At 54.7% G+C, this 16,691-nt stretch carries 20 protein-coding genes and 1 pseudogene; 14 read left to right on the forward strand and 7 right to left on the reverse strand.

Features of this window, described 5'->3' with window-relative positions; translation table 11 throughout:
- Both L1069_RS19935 and L1069_RS19940 read right to left on the reverse strand, forming a co-directional pair.
- Window positions 1-300: recombinase family protein (locus L1069_RS19935; protein ID WP_237456824.1), on the reverse strand; the 300-nt coding region annotated here is incomplete at its 3' end.
- 131 nt (window positions 301-431) lie between these two features.
- Window positions 432-3,314: a Tn3 family transposase gene (locus L1069_RS19940; RefSeq protein WP_129373434.1), complete on the reverse strand. Its 2,883-nt coding sequence runs from the start codon at window positions 3,312-3,314 to the stop codon at window positions 432-434.
- Window positions 3,315-3,441: 127 nt separating this feature from the next.
- Here L1069_RS19940 and L1069_RS19945 point away from each other — a divergent pair.
- Together L1069_RS19945 and L1069_RS19950 are read left to right on the forward strand one after the other, a co-directional pair.
- Window positions 3,442-3,570 (forward strand): annotated as a pseudogene (locus tag L1069_RS19945) (peptide-methionine (R)-S-oxide reductase); the annotation flags it as partial.
- Window positions 3,567-3,920 (forward strand): DoxX family membrane protein, encoded by a 354-nt coding sequence (locus tag L1069_RS19950; protein WP_129373433.1) that lies wholly within the window; start codon window positions 3,567-3,569, stop codon window positions 3,918-3,920. The pseudogene L1069_RS19945 and the gene L1069_RS19950, both read left to right, overlap by 4 nt.
- A gap of 75 nt (window positions 3,921-3,995) precedes the next feature.
- Here L1069_RS19950 and L1069_RS19955 read toward each other — a convergent pair whose 3' ends face one another.
- From L1069_RS19955 to L1069_RS19975, 5 genes are all read right to left on the reverse strand, one after another.
- A complete protein-coding gene (locus L1069_RS19955) occupies window positions 3,996-4,499 on the reverse strand; it encodes a hypothetical protein (RefSeq protein WP_129373432.1) in 504 nt (167 codons plus the stop codon).
- Between the two features lie 16 nt (window positions 4,500-4,515).
- Complete coding sequence (locus tag L1069_RS19960; RefSeq protein WP_129373431.1) at window positions 4,516-5,070, reverse strand: thermonuclease family protein; 555 nt, start codon at window positions 5,068-5,070, stop codon at window positions 4,516-4,518.
- Window positions 5,067-5,429, reverse strand: a complete 363-nt coding sequence (locus L1069_RS19965; RefSeq protein ID WP_129373430.1) for a hypothetical protein — start codon at window positions 5,427-5,429, stop codon at window positions 5,067-5,069. The genes L1069_RS19960 and L1069_RS19965 overlap by 4 nt, the downstream gene beginning before the upstream one ends.
- A gap of 13 nt (window positions 5,430-5,442) precedes the next feature.
- Window positions 5,443-6,645: a replication initiation protein RepC gene (repC, locus tag L1069_RS19970; RefSeq protein ID WP_129373429.1), complete on the reverse strand. Its 1,203-nt coding sequence runs from the start codon at window positions 6,643-6,645 to the stop codon at window positions 5,443-5,445.
- Between the two features lie 323 nt (window positions 6,646-6,968).
- Window positions 6,969-7,661, reverse strand: a complete 693-nt coding sequence (locus L1069_RS19975; RefSeq protein ID WP_129373428.1) for a hypothetical protein — start codon at window positions 7,659-7,661, stop codon at window positions 6,969-6,971.
- A 273-nt stretch (window positions 7,662-7,934) separates the two neighbouring features.
- Here L1069_RS19975 and L1069_RS19980 point away from each other — a divergent pair, with 273 nt between their 5' ends.
- From L1069_RS19980 to virB10, 12 genes are all read left to right on the forward strand, one after another.
- Window positions 7,935-8,318 (forward strand): hypothetical protein, encoded by a 384-nt coding sequence (locus L1069_RS19980; protein ID WP_164982836.1) that lies wholly within the window; start codon window positions 7,935-7,937, stop codon window positions 8,316-8,318.
- A gap of 70 nt (window positions 8,319-8,388) precedes the next feature.
- Window positions 8,389-8,937 (forward strand): lytic transglycosylase domain-containing protein, encoded by a 549-nt coding sequence (locus tag L1069_RS19985; protein ID WP_129373480.1) that lies wholly within the window; start codon window positions 8,389-8,391, stop codon window positions 8,935-8,937.
- Between the two features lie 13 nt (window positions 8,938-8,950).
- Entirely contained in the window at window positions 8,951-9,241 is a 291-nt protein-coding gene (locus L1069_RS19990) for a TrbC/VirB2 family protein (protein WP_129373427.1), read from the forward strand.
- Window positions 9,242-9,246: 5 nt separating this feature from the next.
- Entirely contained in the window at window positions 9,247-9,576 is a 330-nt protein-coding gene (locus L1069_RS19995; protein WP_129373426.1) for a type IV secretion system protein VirB3, read from the forward strand.
- Complete coding sequence (locus tag L1069_RS20000) at window positions 9,576-11,933, forward strand: VirB4 family type IV secretion/conjugal transfer ATPase (protein WP_129373425.1); 2,358 nt, start codon at window positions 9,576-9,578, stop codon at window positions 11,931-11,933. The genes L1069_RS19995 and L1069_RS20000 overlap by 1 nt, the downstream gene beginning before the upstream one ends.
- Entirely contained in the window at window positions 11,930-12,637 is a 708-nt protein-coding gene (gene virB5 / locus L1069_RS20005) for a P-type DNA transfer protein VirB5 (protein ID WP_129373424.1), read from the forward strand. The genes L1069_RS20000 and virB5 overlap by 4 nt, the downstream gene beginning before the upstream one ends.
- Window positions 12,627-12,881 carry an EexN family lipoprotein gene (locus L1069_RS20010; protein WP_129373423.1) on the forward strand — a complete coding sequence of 85 codons (255 nt, stop codon included), beginning with the start codon at window positions 12,627-12,629 and terminating at the stop codon, window positions 12,879-12,881. Before virB5 ends, L1069_RS20010 begins: the two co-directional genes overlap by 11 nt.
- Window positions 12,882-12,890: 9 nt before the next feature.
- Complete coding sequence (locus L1069_RS20015; RefSeq protein ID WP_129373479.1) at window positions 12,891-13,784, forward strand: type IV secretion system protein; 894 nt, start codon at window positions 12,891-12,893, stop codon at window positions 13,782-13,784.
- A 58-nt stretch (window positions 13,785-13,842) separates the two neighbouring features.
- Window positions 13,843-14,031, forward strand: coding sequence for a hypothetical protein (locus L1069_RS20020; RefSeq protein ID WP_129373478.1), 189 nt, complete (start codon window positions 13,843-13,845; stop codon window positions 14,029-14,031).
- A complete protein-coding gene (locus L1069_RS20025; RefSeq protein ID WP_129373477.1) occupies window positions 14,018-14,701 on the forward strand; it encodes a VirB8/TrbF family protein in 684 nt (227 codons plus the stop codon). The genes L1069_RS20020 and L1069_RS20025 overlap by 14 nt, the downstream gene beginning before the upstream one ends.
- On the forward strand, window positions 14,698-15,549 hold the full coding sequence (gene virB9 / locus L1069_RS20030; protein ID WP_129373476.1) for a P-type conjugative transfer protein VirB9: 852 nt from the start codon (window positions 14,698-14,700) through the stop codon (window positions 15,547-15,549). The genes L1069_RS20025 and virB9 overlap by 4 nt, the downstream gene beginning before the upstream one ends.
- Entirely contained in the window at window positions 15,549-16,691 is a 1,143-nt protein-coding gene (virB10, locus tag L1069_RS20035; RefSeq protein ID WP_129373475.1) for a type IV secretion system protein VirB10, read from the forward strand. The genes virB9 and virB10 overlap by 1 nt, the downstream gene beginning before the upstream one ends.

The raw sequence follows: 16,691 nt of genomic DNA on the forward strand, positions 1-16,691 counted from the left end.
CCCGGCCGTGGTGACTTCCGGTTCAAGCACACGGAGAGATGCGCGTTTGGCGTCCAACTCATGCACCAGATTCAGCACATCGCGGGTGGAACGGCCGAGGCGATCCAGACGATGAACAACCAACTCATCGCCTTCCCGTAGGAATTCCATCATGGTTGCCAATTCGGATCGGTTGTCGCGAGACGCACCAGAGACCGTTTCTGATCGGATGATCTCACAGCCCGCTGTCTTCAGCATGGTTTTCTGGACATGGAGATCCTGGCTCGATGAACTGACACGGGCGTATCCGATACGGGGCATGGCAATCTGTCACATTAGGGTGGTTACCACTCTGATACCGTAACTAATGTGTGGTTGACCACTCATTTGTGACGTTTCGACCTGTCACCTACGCCTGTTACCTTTTGGTGCACCCTTTTGTTACATAAGTTTCATGCGGCCATCGCGCCGAAATCAATCCGCTGGTCCAGATCAACATCGAACCGGCCATAGGGATTGATATGAGCATAGATCAGCGGGGAAAGACCATTATAGTCCCGATCCGTCAGCCGGGTGGCCCATATCGGTTCCGCCAGAACCGATTGCATCATGCGGGTGTTTACATAGACCAGTGAGGCTTGAAGCAAGTGCAATGCATGAGCCGAGATTTCCTGATCAGCAATCCGGTTGCTGGAAATCTCGCCACCTTTGCCGAAGAACACAAAACCATTGGCGCTGTTCCAATTCTCGACCACGTTCAATCCTTCATGGATTTCCCGGCGGAAGGCTTCAGAGCGCAGATAGCGGCACAGAAATATCGTCTTGATGGCGCGGCCAAGTTCCACCAGCGCCTTGTAGGTCGGGTGCATTACGTCGGCACGTGCAAACCGTCGCAGAATAGCTTCAGGGTCAGCTGTCCCGTGCTTCATGGCGGCCGCGTATTTGACCATTTCATCATACTGCTGCTCAATCTCACCCCAATCGACGACACTCGACAAAATTGGCAGAAGGTTTGGCAACTGACTACGCATTCCTGCACTCGGGAGGATCAGTTTCTGTCGCGCAATGGCTTTCAGTCGCGGGGCCAGGTCAAAGCCAAGAAGATGACAGAAGGCAAATCCAACCGTGCTCTGACCATGGCTGTCCACATACTGCCTCTGAATCTCCATATCCGTACAGTGTCGCAAGACGCCTTCAATCATGGCCGCCACTTCCGAGGATGAACACCGCTTCAGCTGGGAGTAGACACAGGTTGCCTGACGCTCGACATGCCAGTAGATCATGACACCCCGCCCGCCGTACCGGGCGTGCCATTCCGTCATCAAGTTCCGGTCCCAGGCCCCGAATTTGGTGGAATCTGCCGCGCAGGCAGTTCCTGCATCACCCCATACCGCCGGATTCCGAACCGCCAAAGTGGCATCCGCGACTTTTGCCGCCGCAGCCCGAAGAGAGGCCGCATCGATATACCGGCGGCGAATGTGCAGCAGCTCATCATAGCTGGTCCCAGGCACTCCGGCGGCCACTCGCTTCAAACCGGCATTGGTACCCAGACCATACAGACACAGAAGCAAACGCTGGTCTCTGACCTTGCGGTCAAGCGCCTCACGGCTCGCTGAGGTTTCAAATACATCCAAAAACCCGGTATCCAGCGCGGTTTCTTTCAGTGCATCCAGCAGGCCCGTCATCGGCCACCTTCTACCGATTTCTGCCTTCAGTGACAGGAGCCCACGTGGCTCTGGCGCTGGCGTAAAAGGCGTGACGTGAATCCGGTTTTCGCCAGACCATCGAAGCCGGACCTGGTCATTGGAAGGCAGAGTCTCATTCAGTTCACGCAGCTCGAATTCCAGTTGTTCCCGGACTGAGTTGGAAAACTCCCGTGCATCCTGGGTGAGTTTCAACCCGGCATAGTAAGCCGAGCGCATTTCGGAAAAATCCTTTGGCAAGTCGTCATCCGGATTTCGATAACGGTCCGCGCCCTTAACCCAGATTTCCTTCGCCCTGATACGGTCCCGCAATTGCGTCAGGACACAGAGTTCAAAGGAAATGACGTTCAGCCGCCCTCGATGATCAAAAACGGTACCATGCCATTTACGCGGGATGGAACCTTCCGGAGCCAATGATGCCGGAGCGAACCGCCGCCCTTCTTCGTTCAGGCGAGCGAGCAAAGACAGTGCATCAAGGATCGGGCGCCAGCCTTCATTGTTCGACCGAAAATTCAGCACTGTTAACAGAGAGGGCAGCATTCGGCGGTAATGGCTGGCCCAGGACCCCCGCATCACCATCTGGATCCGCGCATCCAGCGTACCCTTCGCTCGATGTTCATCAATGATTGCTTTCAGTTTCGCTGCACCCGCAACGGGAAAGATCACATCCGAGACCCTGCCATTCGGGGTCATCATCGCAGCCGCCGCGATATCGACCAGCAATCGTTCCTTGCCGTGCACCTTCTCGATGTCGGCAGCGATTTTGCCGATCACCTTGCGCCGGGATTTCGTTCCGATCCGGTGCACGACATCAATCAAGAGATCTACCAGCCCATCGATCAGCTGCGATTTGCGAGACATTATACACAGGGCCAGCAGCCCGATCCGTTTCTCCTCGGCATGACGGCGCATTTCATAGGCTGTTTCGCCTTCGACACGGCGCGCAAAATGTCTGAGCCAGGACGGATCGACGCGATCTATTACACCAAATGGAAGATCAAGACCCTCTATAAAGGCCAGCCGGTCTGCGGCTTCCAGAACATTATCCAGCGTCGCAGCCCCGACATCATCTTTCAGCCGCAGAAAACCATACGCTCCTCGTGGTTCGGCAAGACATTCTTCCAATGCCACTCTGGTTTTCTGTGAAACCTGGTCCGATATTTCTGTCAGGAATGTCTCCTGGAATGCATGCAGCGCAGATCGGGCCGAGCGTTCCATGATTTTCCGAGAGGGCACGAATATCGCGTTCTGCAACGCCCATCGGAAACCAAAATCGATGAGAGGTTCGATGGCAGGGCCTGTTCTGGAAATCTCCTCGACAAGCACAGAATGGAGTTCCGCGCGATCCCGCTCACTCGCCCGGCGAAACCCTAGATGGCGCAGGATATCAAGGCGGTGACGGCGGGCAGCATCAGATTGCAGATCGTACAGATGAACATTGCTGCCCAACTGTTCCTCGACATACTGGATCCGGTCGTCAGCAATTTCTTTGAACGTCCCTGGAAAATACCCGTAACTGCGAAAATGAACCAGCTGAAGCGCCAACCCCGCGCGCATTGCGCGCCGGTATGCCTGAACGAAATCCAGCTCGCGAAACGACAGGCTCCACACCTTCAGCTCTTCACTCTCCATCAGAATGCCCCCTTGACCAACAGGGCGAGCCTCCGGAGAAATCAGAAAACCGTCAAGCGATCTCTTGTTCCACTATTGTTCCTCGTAACCCCCATCTGTGCACGTTCGGGGCGGTTGGGCCTTCCAGGTTCGGACCGAGGTCCACTGCCGTCGCTGCGGCGGTCATCTGGGCCATATTTTCGATGACGGGCCAGAGCCGACTGGCAAACGCCATTGCCTGAATGGTCTAAGCCTGGCTTTCGTCCCCGCCGCATGAACAATAGAATTGAATGGGCTGCCGGGCGATATCTTCTGGCGATCTTGTTTGTTGCGGGCGCAGTCCAGAAAGCCGTTGACCCAGGACCTGCGCAAACCCTTCTGGCAGGATATGGCTTGCCCGAATGGCTCGTCTGGCCTGCGCTGGCATTCAACTTTCTGGCTGCGGGGCTCTTAATTTCGGGCAGGTTCCTGAAACCGGTTGGCCGGGCACTAGCTTTGTATTGCATTGTGACCAGCGTTTTTCATTTCGTGCCGTCCGACCCGTGGCAAATGTCGATCATGATCAAAAACTGGGCCATTGCGGGTGGATGTCTGATCCTGGCCGCCTCATTGGACCAAAAGACATAGACCCCCTACCGGAGCAGCCCCCCCTTAGGCCAAATAATTCGGGCCGAAAATCAGGATGTTTGCAGGCCGTTACACTTAGCCTTCTACACCTTTAAGCTGCTTTATAGCTGTTGGGTGACCAAGATCCGCGGCCTTCTGTCGCCACAAAAAAGCATGAGCGTCGGCACCGCGTTCGTCATGCAGTTCCGCAAGTGCTTGGGCCGCTTCTGGAACACCTTCCGCCGCAAGTGCTTCTAATTCCTGAGAGATGGTGACGGTTTTAGCTATCGGCTTGATCACGCACTCAAGAGCGACGCCGAGGGCGAAACCCAATACGGCAAGGAAAATGATAATTCCAGAGGCATCCAATATGATCGCCTCATACATTGGCATGATGCAATGAGAGGGCTGATTAGTTTCTAGGCAGGCGCGCATTTCAGGAAAATCAGCGATCAGCACAACCGTCATATAGAAAACAATAATGGCGGACATCAGCATCATAATGCGATGGTGGCCCACGAAGCCTCCCCAGAAAAATCTAGTCCCACCGCCCATGCGGGAAATCGCTCTGGCTGCTAGTTTTACACGTAACCAAGTCATTGTGATCATCTCCGGGTTAAGATTTGTTCGCCGCGCGCCAGACTGAGGGAAGAACACTTGAGCCATTCCAAGTACCGCGCCGCGCGAACCTAGCCATCATGTACTCCATGAGGTAACGCGCCTGAAACATGGCACCGGCATGTTCCGTCGGTACGGCCCAGCCAGAATAAATTGCGAACGCGCCTATGTCTGTCTTCATTGAAGGCCAGCCGCCGCCGACAAAGCATCGAGCTACAATCCTTTCATAGCTGCGCGCGCCCTGATCGTAGCAGGTGACCTCCTGATCCCTGATAAACTCTTCCACGAAAGCGCGGGCGAAGTAGCCGCAATTCAGCTCGCCCTCCTGGTCTGGAAACTTGATGGGCTGCCCCATTTCGCAGCTATCGACACCAACCAACCGAAACCGCTCCGCCCCATTTCCAATAGTATCGCCATCGATGATGTTCGGTACAAACGGGCCATAGCTCTTTCCGCCGGCCAGCGGTTCGACATTGGGCGCAATAAACAAAAGCCCTCCCAACAGCGCCAAGCAGGCGCCGCTCGCCCGGATCGTCACCCCCCATTTGATCATTGCAGCCACTCCGCCTCGTAGTCCAAAAACAGCGTTCCGCTCTCGCTCAGCTCCACGCGCGGAACCGGCTCTTGTTCAATTCTTTGACCTGGTTTGACAGGGTGGCGATCTAAAACGCGGCTATAGTCTTGAGCGGCCGCGGTCGCCTCCTGGCGGATCCGCGCGCCGGAACTGTTCAGACAATTCAGATAATCCTCGACCTCGGAAAAGTAGGTCCGGAACTCTTCACGCATTTCCTCCGGAGTGAAACCGCCGTCAGCCAGATACTCCGTGTCTGGACGGAAAGGCTCGATACAGGCTTCCTGAGCACCGGCCGAATTCGCCCAGATAACTGCTAAGATCAAAGGAATCTTGTCCATAGTCGTCGTCCTTCTACGAACCGCACCGCCGCGAAAGCCCGATTAGGCTCCCTACTAGGTTGAGCTTTTCACGGCGGAACTGCTTGAGCATTGCCCGGAGCGCACCGCCTGGGTTTCTAACCGGATGGGTAGGGTGATTGCGGTTTGCATCAATGATCAGAACGCAGACCGCTGCCTGCTCTGGTCCCATAGCGTGAGCAGCCGCCACCCAGGCACTGTGATTGATCCCCAGGTAAGGTTTCAGGTCTTGTGCGGCTTCGATAATGTCCAACATGCGGACCTTATCCCGTGCGCCCTGATGAGCCTGAATGTGCAACTTCATGTCTTCGCTAGCGAGGCCAAAGAGCTTTTGAGGGCTCAAGGTGTTCAAGAATCTCGACTTGAACACCTCCGGCGAAACCACATGCTTACTTTCTAAGCAATTCGCTGGGCCTGCAGGCCCAGCGTCAGAGAAGCTTGTGTCCGAGGGCTTGCCCGAGGTCCTTTTGTGGATGCCTGCATTACATTTTACAGATGAGTCTTTAGTGTTTTCTTGTAATAAGGACCGGAAGTTTTCTTCCGCCTGACAGGAAGAATCCTCGCAAGTTTCAATCAGACTGTCGACCTGTCCACAAAGCTTCCGACAATCCGAAACATGGGCTTCCAAGTCGTCAAGCGCCATGCTTCGCAGCTTAGAGCTGTGCGGCCATTGGCTAAAGGTCTCAGTAACAGCCCAATAGTCTGTAGACCTCGCAAGTTCCGGTGACGCGGCCTCGATCTGGCGCTTCATATGCCGCAGGTAGGTGCTGCGGAGCTGAACCAGCTCGCGCATCCGCGCATGGTTAGCCATGAGGCGTTCTCGTAATTCGATCAAGCTAGGTACTAGGTCAATCAGGCGGGAAAAGATGATCCCGCATTGCCCGTAAAATGACCGGCTACCATTGGCCTTCACTCTCTTCTCGATCAGACCATGCACGGCTTCAAGGATGTACTCGTCATTTCTTAGCGCGCGCTCAGTCTTACCCAACGCATAAGCCGTGTCAGCCTGGGTCCCAAAATAGACAGGTTCTGTGGCGTTAGACGTCCAGTCGCTGGGTCTGGTTCGTTTCATCATGTGCCGCAGCGCCTTGAGGCGCTTGGCACCCAAGCCGATTGCCGGTGCTATGTCGTCTAGTAGTTCTTCAACATGGCTCCGCTGCCACCCTTGCGGCAGAGCTGGATAATACTGCTCGTTCATTCCTCTGTCCTCGTCTTTTGTTCTGCGAGGCTGAACCAGCAGGCAAATTTTCTCTGTTCGCAAAACTGCGTTTTTTGCTTGCCTGCTTTGTCAGAGGAATGGTAAAACCGTAGGTGAAACTTGTTGGTCCTACATGAGAGTTGGCGCTCTCTGGTTCTACCAAACCCCCTCGTAAGGTCCGCCTTGCGGGGGTTTCTGGTTTTTTAGGGGGGTGGTTTCTGCTCCTTTGATTCTTGTTGTTGGTTTATGAATAAACTTAACAGATCGTAGTGGGCCACCGCAAACTTTCGTGAGTGGTGGCCGGCAGCCCACTAGATAGGGTTTCAGTAGCGTACCAACTCTGAACCTATGTTGCCCTCGTAGTCTTTCCATTCGACGCCTACAGCTCGAACTCGGCCACGTCCATCGGGACACCCCTGGACGCGAGGCATGACGTAGGTTGGAACTGACTTGGCTGAATACCCGCTCCATGAAAACTCGCCCTGCGGTCCATAGGTTCCGACACGGGTTGCGTCGTGTTCACCGCAGTAATCCCGCTCCTTCCGAACAGTGAACTCAACATGATAGACGCGGATCGAGCGTACAAAGTTGAACTCTTGACCCGAAATGTCGATGTCGGCCTGGTTCGCCTGGACGATCTGGGCCGCAATCTGTTCGGGTGAAGGGCTGCGCAGGGGTGGGAGTATGGAGGCAGCGCTTGAACTGCGCATCGCCGCTTCAAAAATCCTTGAACGGAAGCCCGGTTTTGCGGGAGACGGCGCGGAGGCCCCAAGAGGACAGCGCCAAATTTGAAGTGGCGGTTCGACCGGCCAAGGCGTGATCCGGCGAATAAACTCAGCCCGTGCGGCGCTGCACTCAGGAGAAGACGGCCAGCCGCCAGCCAAGCAAAGCAGGATGGCGCAATCTATGGGTGCGCCGCCGGGGCCAGCCAACGTTTCTTTACCGCTTCCAGTCACAAGTCCAGCAGCCAATAGGCAGCTCATGACAAGGCGTCTTGTGAGTTTTTTGGGTGTCATACCGTCCTCCAGGCACCGCAACCGCTACATGAAAATTGCAGGTTGAATAAAGCTTAAAAGAGCGCTAACCGGCAGGTTGACGCTAGGCCACAAACGAAGCCACATCCACTTGTTGCCCACAAGAACGAAATTTGCAACAGTGGACAGTTTTGAACACAAGAGCGTGTAACAAATTTTGAAACCATATGCGAAAATAAAAATTGCAATTGACATTGATTTACAAGGATGGGACAAAGGGTATGGTAAGGCCGCACTGAAATTCAGAGGACGGCCATGAATAGTAAAAGGGCAGAAGGCGTGATCTCAATCAACGATGTGGCTAAGCTACTGAAAGAGAACGCCAAGTTTCATTGCAGGTACGATTATTATGACCTTGGCCGTTCCAACTCCCCTAGATATACGTGCACGTACATTCTCGAAGATGGTGCTGAGGAAGCCCTTATCTCCGTTCGTTACGCAGGCGGCGGAGTTAATAAGCGGTTATTCTCGCTTTGGCCGGGCCTGTACAAGCACCACCGGGAATACGGTGACGGAAGCGAACTCGTGGTCCATGAGGACGACACGATTTCAACCATCAAAGTTGACGGCAAAGGCCGCATCAAAGCTATTACCGGGCCGCTGGCTTCTGCTCAAAACAACACGGATCCTGGCAGCTAGCGGATTTGCTGTCACCTGCCTGAACTCGCCCGCCGCATCCGAGAAAATCCCGTCGGATAGATTTCGCGTTCTGGCTGAAAACTGCGCACCCTCGGTAGCGCCCGAAATCATGGCGAAGATTGTTCGGGCCGAAAGCGGCTTCAACAGGTTTGCTATCGGCGTGAACGGGGCAAATCGCCAGAGCTACAGCCCGAAATCCCAGGAGGAAGCCGCGCGGATCTCTCGTGAGCTTATTGCTCAAGGCCATTCTATTGACATGGGCTTGGGGCAGATCAACAACGCCAACCTGGGCTGGCTCAATCTAACTGTCGAGACCGTGTTTGACTCCTGCACCAACCTAACGGCTGCCGAGGCGGTTTTACGGGATGGGTATGATCGCGCCCGTAAGCAGGGTTCCGATCCTCAAACGGCACTGCATCAGGCGCTGTCTGCCTACAACACCGGCACTTTCACTCGCGGCTTCACCAACGGGTACGTTGAGCGCGTGATGGGTGGGGACGTTGAGGCGCCCAAAGTGAACCAAACTCGAACTGTCGAGGTCACCGGACCAGCACACAGCACCCCCGCCTGGGACGTGTTCACCTCCGGCTCAAATTCTTCCGCTCTTATATTCAACTGAAAGGAAAGATCCTATGAAATCCATCGCCTCATTTACAAACCGGATGGGCGCCCCCCTGAGCATCGCTCTGGTGCTTCTGCTCGGCTTCACAAGCCCGGCCGCAGCCGCAGGCTTTACCGACTTCCTGAACAACGTGGTGAATGAATTCAATAGTGCCCGCCGCCCGCTGGCTCTGATTGCGGTTATGATCGTGGGCGCCCTGTACATGTTCAACGTGATCGACATGCGCCGGACCGGCCAAGTAATTGTCGGCGTGATCGTGATTTTCGCATCCGGCGAAATCCTTGACCTGATCATCGCGTAATCTCCATGGAAGAGGAACGGCTAAATCAAGACAAGCTGTACCTGGCGCTGACCCGTCCAGCTATGGTGTTCGGTGTTCCGCTGGAAGCCGCATTTATCTCCGTGTTCGTCGGCGGACTTGCCATGATCATCGGTGATTCAATCTTTTATCTGGTTCTGGCTGTTCCTCTCTTGGTGATTTCGCATTTCGTCGTGAAGCGCGACCAGAACGCTTTTCGGGTTCTGTTTCGCTTTTTCGATACAGGAGCAAAGTGCCGAAACCGCTCCCACTGGGGCGGTTCGTCCCCCTCCCCTCTAAGGCTCAAGCGTACTTACAAAATTGAGGAAATCGACTGATGGGCTTCAACCGCGCATTGAAACGGGAAATTACGGCAACGGACTACCTACCGTTCGTGCGCCATGCCGATGAACACACCATCATCACCGCCAATCGTGGTGCATTTCAGATGCTCAAGATTGAAGGTGCCTCGTTCCGCACGGCGGATACGGGCGGCCTCAACTCGCTTCACGACGGGCTGAACCATCACATCCGCAATATCGCTGACGATAATGTCATTATCTACTCGCACATCATCCGCAGCGAAGATCCGAGTTATCCTGACGGCGAGTTCTCCTCTGAATTTTCTGATTGGCTCGACAACGCCTACCGCGAGCAAATCCAAGGGAAACGCCTGTACCGGAATGATATTTATCTCACCATCTATATGCAGCCGCGCGGCTTGGCGGGCTCGCGGTTTGCCACAGGCGTAAAGCGAGCCAGGAAGAGCCAGATCGAAGCGGATCAGGACATGCTTGAACTGCTCGAAGATAAAACGGCTGTTCTTGTCAAAAACCTTTCGCGTTATGGTGCTCGTAGGCTTGGGTTGGTGAACAGCGAGCATGGCTTTGTCTGCTCTGAACCTATGAGCGTATTGCGCCAACTCATTACTGGCCGCTACGAACTAACACCTCTGGTCAGGGGAAACATTGGTTCAGCCATCTACACCGACAGAGTGATTTTTGGCCGTGAAGCACTGGAAATCCGGAACCCGGCGGATTCCACTTTCGGCGCTATGTTCGGCGTCAACGAATATCCCTCGACCACCCGCCCCACCATGCTGAGCGATCTACTGACTGCGCCGTTTACATTCATTCTGTCGCAGTCCTTCCGATGTGTGGCCCGCTCTGAGGCGATCAAAACGATCAAGCTCAAAGAAGGCCGTATGCGGAATGCAGGGGATGATGCCGTATCACAAGCTGACGAGCTGAGAACTGCACGGGATGATCTCATGTCAGGCAACTTCGTCATGGGCGAACATAATATGTCCCTTCTGATCTTCGGTCATGACCTCAAGGCTCTCCGGGCAAGCGTGTCAGATGCGAGCAACCTCTTGGCTAACTCAGGTGCGATTGTGGCGCGTGAAGATCTGGGCATTGAAAGCGCGTTTTGGGCTCAGCTTCCAGGCAATCATTCCAAGCGTTTGCGCCCTGCCCTTATGACCAGTCGCAACTTTACAGCCCTTTCTCCGCTTCACAACTACCCTACTGGGCATCGAGACGGAAACCGTTGGGGCAAGGCTGTCGCCAAGCTGAAAACCAGTGCGGACAGCTCTTTCTATCTCAACTTCCATGTTGGTGATCTTGGGCATACCGCGATCTACGGCCCGTCTGGATCTGGCAAAACCGTCGTCATAAACTACGCCCTGTCCCAGCTTGAAAGGCTCAAGGTTAAGCGCGTTCTGTTCGACAAAGACCGGGGCGGCGAAATCTTTGTACGCGCTGCCGGTGGCACATATCTCGCCCTTCATACAGGTGAACGCACCGGGTGCGCTCCTTTTAAAGCACTGGATCTGACGCCTGCCAATGCAGCATTTCTTGTAGCCCTGACAAAAGCGATGCTTTCAGACCCGCAGCATCCGTTCACGGCAGACGATAACGCGCGGATCGAAGCGGCCATAAATGGTCTCGGAAATGTGCCGCAGGAACAGCGTTCTGTTTCCGTGCTGCGGGAGCTGATCGGCTTTGGCTCGGGTGAAGCAGACGACATTGGCAACCGCCTGAACAAATGGGCTGACGATGGGCGTTTGGCATGGGTATTCGACAATGATCGGGATGAAATCGGCTTTGAGGATACTCTTATCGGCTTCGATATTACCTCCTTCCTAGACGATCCCACGATCCGCAACCCAATGATGATGTACCTGATGCAGAGGGTAGAACAGCTGATCACCGGGCAGCGCATTGCCATTGTCATTGATGAGTTTTGGAAAGCCCTGGCCGACGATTTCTTTGTGGATTTCGTCAAAGACAAGCTGAAGGTTATTCGTAAACAGAACGGGATTGTTATTGCGGGAACGCAATCGACTTCCGACGTCGTGAACAGCCCGATTGCCCGGACTGTCATTGAACAGTGCGCAACTCAGATTTTCTTTGCCAACGAAAAGGCAAATGAAACCGAGTTGACGCAGGAATTTGGTCTAACCAAGCGCGAGTACCAAATCGTCAGAAATGAGCTGTCTATCGGTCAATTCCTGATCAAACAGGGCGGGAACTCGGTTGTTTGTGAACTGGATCTGCGTGGCCAGGATGATGCCTTGGCCGTTCTTTCCGGGCGCACCGAAGAAACCAAGTTGATGAACAACATCAGGACGCAACACCCAGACCCTGCACAATGGCTTCCCATTTTCCACATTAAACGAAAGGACTTGTCATGAAAATCAAGGCTGCACTGCTGCTTTCCGTCCTTGCCTTCGCTCAGCCCGCCTTTGCTGGCGGTGTGCCGGTTATCGACGCGGCTTCCATCGCCAATGCGAAGCAAGAGTTCGCTCAAGAAATCGCCCAGATGGTCAAGGAACTGGAAGAAGCCAAACGCCTTTACGATTCAGTGAATGGCCTCACAGACATGGCTGATATTGCCGCGGCTTTGAACAACCCCCAGGTTCGGGAGCTGCTGGGTCCTGACGCGATGCAAATCGCAAGCTCGCTCGATATCGACCTGAACGCACTTGGCGATCTGTCTGGTGCTGCGCAAGACTTCTTGGAACACACTCGGGTGACTTCAGACGCAGTTTCTGCCGAAGATTTCTATCGCCAGGAACTCGACCGCATCGGTGCACAATCGGCCCGTGATGCAGCGATCGGGGATCGCATCGTGCAGTCCGCCGATGATCGGCTGACCGGCTTGGAACGCTTGCGACAGGAAATTGGCGGAGCGTCCACGCAAAAGGAAATCAACGCTCTGCAAACCCGTCTGCAAGTGGAGTCCGCCATGCTCCAAAATGACACCAACCGGATACAAGGGCTGGCGATGTTGCAAGAGGCCCAAACCAAAGTCGAAGAGCAACGCAATCGGGAAATCAGAAATCAAAACCGCGAAGCGAGAAGCGACGCCATAAGGAATATGTTCAGTGACCAATAAAGCTCTAATCCTTCTAGCCGTTGTGTCTGCACCTCTGCTCAGCGCCTGCAAAGGTGAGGAGAACAAGACCGTCGAATTCTACATTCAACACCCCGACGAAAGAGCAACGATGCTGTCCAAATGTGAGATCACCGATGCGGCTCAACTGGAAGCAAACTGCAAAAACGCAGCAGAGGCGCAAAGGACTGAAAACCGGAAGTCCAGAAGTCAATCCATTCAGGAGCTGTTTGGCTCTGCAGACTAGAGGTGCGTAATGATCCAGGGTCTATATGATAGCCTCATTGCGGCGTTCACACAGCAGACTGACGCTGTTGCTGCTGGTATGTCTGGCGCGCTTGCTGCGCCTCTAACTGCTGCAATGACCTTGTACTTGATACTGTATGGCATCGCCATCATGAAGGGCGTGATCCAAGAGCCTGTTCTGGATTTTGCCATTCGCGGGATCAAGTTGGCAATCATCTGGAGCCTGGTATCTTCTGCCGGTGACTACACCCAGTGGGTCAGCAGCACGATCAATCAAGGTATTCCGGAGTTTATCAACGGCATAACAGGCGGCGCCGGAACAATTCCTGGTGACTCTGTTATGAGGCAAGCTGATCTGTTTGCCTCTGAAGCGGCTAAACGTCACGCCTCTGAAGGTTGGACAGGCGCTCTTATCGGTGAGGTCGTTTATTACTTCATCATGGGGTATGCGTTGTTGTTTGCGGGCATTTCTCTTGCAGCGGCCCTGGCAACTACGTTCTTTCTGTCAATTTTATCCGCCATTGGCCCTTTGTTTATCTGCTTCGCATTGTTCGATGCCACTCGTAGCTGGTTCTTCTCTTGGCTGAGCCAAATTCTCAATTTCGCTCTTGTGAAACTCTTGGTGATCGTTCTCGCGATTGTAATGACCGGACTGATTGCGAATATTGCGGCTCAAACAAACGGGGTTGATGCCACAGGAGCATACTTTGCTTTCCTCGTTGGCCTTACCTGCGGAATTATCTTCTTCCTGCTGATCCCTTCCATGGCATCAGGTCTTTCGGCAGGGGCGCAAGCCTCGACTGGTATGCTTCAAAGAGCCGTCGAAAAGAGCTTGGGAAAACCATCTAGCGGCGGTGGCTCTGGCGGCTCTGGCGGCTCAAGCGGGAGCGCATCACGGCGATGATTTCAGTTCCCAAGCAATAGCAAATCAGCTCCTTCAACTCGTACAACAAGGTTCCTCTATGAAACAGATCGTCATTCTCGCCCTGCTTGGCGTGGCAGGGTGCGCAACAACTACGCCTTTGCCCACCGTACAAGGTTCAATCGTTCGCCCTCTCAATCCGACACAATGGGACTACCAGGAAGCGCTTCAGCGCAAGCAGTCAGAGATTGGCGTCAAAGGAAATGGAGCGACCAATGATCCAGAGTGATAAAGAGCTTCAGGAGTATTTTAACCAGGCCCGCACCTTTGATCAGGACAGACTTTCTGCTGCGCAGCGGTCAAAACTGTTGGCCTGGTCCGTAGCTGGGGTTTCCAGCTTAATCGCAATCGCCAGCGTCACTGCCGTCGCCTTCTTGGCCCCTCTGAAAACGGTTGAGCCATTCGTTATCCGGGTCGATGAAGCCACCGGCGTTCCGGAAGTCATGACGGCGCTTACCGACGGCCAGGAAGTCTATAACGAGGCCATCGCCAAGTATTTTCTGGCGCTCTACGTCCGCACACGCGAAGGCTATTCCTATGCCGCGCGCAGCGTCATTTTTGACCATGTGCAGATTATGTCCGGCCCGGAAGAACAGACTGAATTTGCGGCACACTACAACGCATCGAACCCGGACAGTCCGCAATACATCTTCGGAAAAAAGACCAAGGCCGAAGTTCAAATTCGTTCGGTTTCCTTTCTGGACGACGGGCTGGCGCAGGTTCGCTTTTACCGCGTCACCAAGAACGAGGACGAGGACCTGGAGCGGCGCAGCCAGTGGGTCGCGACCCTTACCTACACATTCGATGGTCAGGCTGAAATCAGCTCACAGGACCGCATGATTAACCCGCTCGGCTTTGTCGTCACCGACTACCGCGCAGATCCGGAGGTGGTGCAATGAAACGCTTTGTTCCTCTCGTCGCTGCCTGCCTCTTGGCCGCTTCCCCTGCCTTCTCGCTGGATGTTCCTAACCCCAGTACCTCGGACAGCCGGGTCCGGTCGGTCAACTACAATGAATGGGACGTGGTGCGTGTCGTCGGCACGGTGCGAACGGCTGTTCAAATTGTATTCTCCCAATCCGAAGAAATCTTGGACGTTGGCGGCGGCGATACCGTCGCTTGGGAGTTCAAGCCGCGAGGCAACATCCTATACCTGAAAGCCCGTGAGGCTCACCCCCCAACAAACCTTCAAATTGCGACCGTCCGTTCCGACGGAACAACCCGAACTTACTCGTTCGAGCTGATCACCCGCAAAGGCGACATCATGGTGAACAACCGTGATGTGTATTTTCAGGTGCGTTTCCGCTATCCCCGCGATGAAGCCGAGGCCCGCCGGGAGGCGCGCGCAGCTGATAGGCAAGCAGCCCAGGAGCAAGCAGCGCGCTCCCGCCTGTCGGCTTCCGTGGCGCACTCAGGAACCAAAAACTGGCAGTATCTCGCAGCTGGCTCGCGCAATCTTCAGCCGTCTACCGTCTACGACAACGGAGATATGACAGTTCTAACCTTCAAGCGCAGCAATCGCTTGCCGTCCGTCTACATGGTTGGAACCGACGGTGAAGAGCGCCTGGCAAACACCACTGTTCACCGCAACGAGGTTATTGTGCATGGCGTTGCCCATGAAATCCGCCTCCGCCTGGGGCGGGAAGTCACTGCCGTCTACAACGTAGGCGTCGGCAAGGGACACACGGCGATCAGCACCAGTACAACCAGCCACCGTGTAAATCGCGAAGTCATTGGAGGGAGCCAATAATGGCAATTGATCAAGACAGCTCCACCGATGGGCAGACCCTGGACGGTGAACGTGGTATCACCTCGATTGCTGACAGCAAAGCCAAGGCTGGCGGCTCGGACACGGGGAAAAAGCTCGGCGTGGCCGCGGGCATCGCGTTTCTTGGCGTTCTCGCTTTTCTGCAATGGCCCTCAGCTGAGGAACAGCCGGTCGAAGAGGTGACGGAAAGCACACGCCGTATTCGATCTGGCAGCCAGTTTCAGCCCGCCGATATTGCGGAACCGCAGCCTGAAACTCCGGCGCCAGCAACTCCCCAGAACGAAGAAAAGCCGGTTGGTCCTATCGAACGGATCAGAATCGAAGAACAGCAACTTCCGGTCGAACCATCCCAAGCCGAACTGTTGTTTGAAAGCTCAAAGCGGGCTCCGCTTATGGCATACGAGGGCACGGCCCGGAACACCCCTCAGGCAAATGCAGACGGGGCAACTGGCGGCAGTTTGTTTGGAAACACTGATAACGGGCAGGGTCAGGGTGCCTCGGGCCTGGCGACGGACTTGCAGACAACCAAGCTGAACAGCTCCCTGGCAACCGTGCTGGAAAACCCTCACCTGACGATAACCCAAGGGACCATAATCCCATGCGCACTCGATACCGCCATGGATTCATCCCAACCTGGAATGGTCAGATGCACGGTCACAGACAACATCTATTCGACCACCGGCACCGTCATTCTTTTGGAAAAGGGGACACGCATTGTCGGGCAGTATCGTGGCGGCCTGCAACGCGGGACAAAGCGCCTCTTTGTGATCTGGACGCGGGCGGAAACACCTCATGGCGTGGTGGTCACTCTCGACTCGGCCGGGACTGACGGCCTCGGCCGTGCCGGCTTCAACGGCGACATTGACACTCAGTTTTGGACGCGTTTCGGCGGCACCATTCTGTTGTCTGTGATTGACGATGCCTTGGCCGGCTACGCAGCCAGCCAAAGCAATGCTGACACCATTGAGAACACAACGGATGGCGTGAGTAACCTGGCTCAGACTGAACTGCAAAGCACCATCAACGTCCCAATCATTCTGCGTAAGAACCAAGGTGAAGAGGTTGCTGTTATGGTGGCCCGAGACCTTGATTTTTCTAACGTATACCGCCTGAAAACGAGGTAG

This window comes from Leisingera sp. MMG026, from assembly GCF_021654205.1.
Classification (GTDB): Bacteria; Pseudomonadota; Alphaproteobacteria; order Rhodobacterales; family Rhodobacteraceae; genus Leisingera.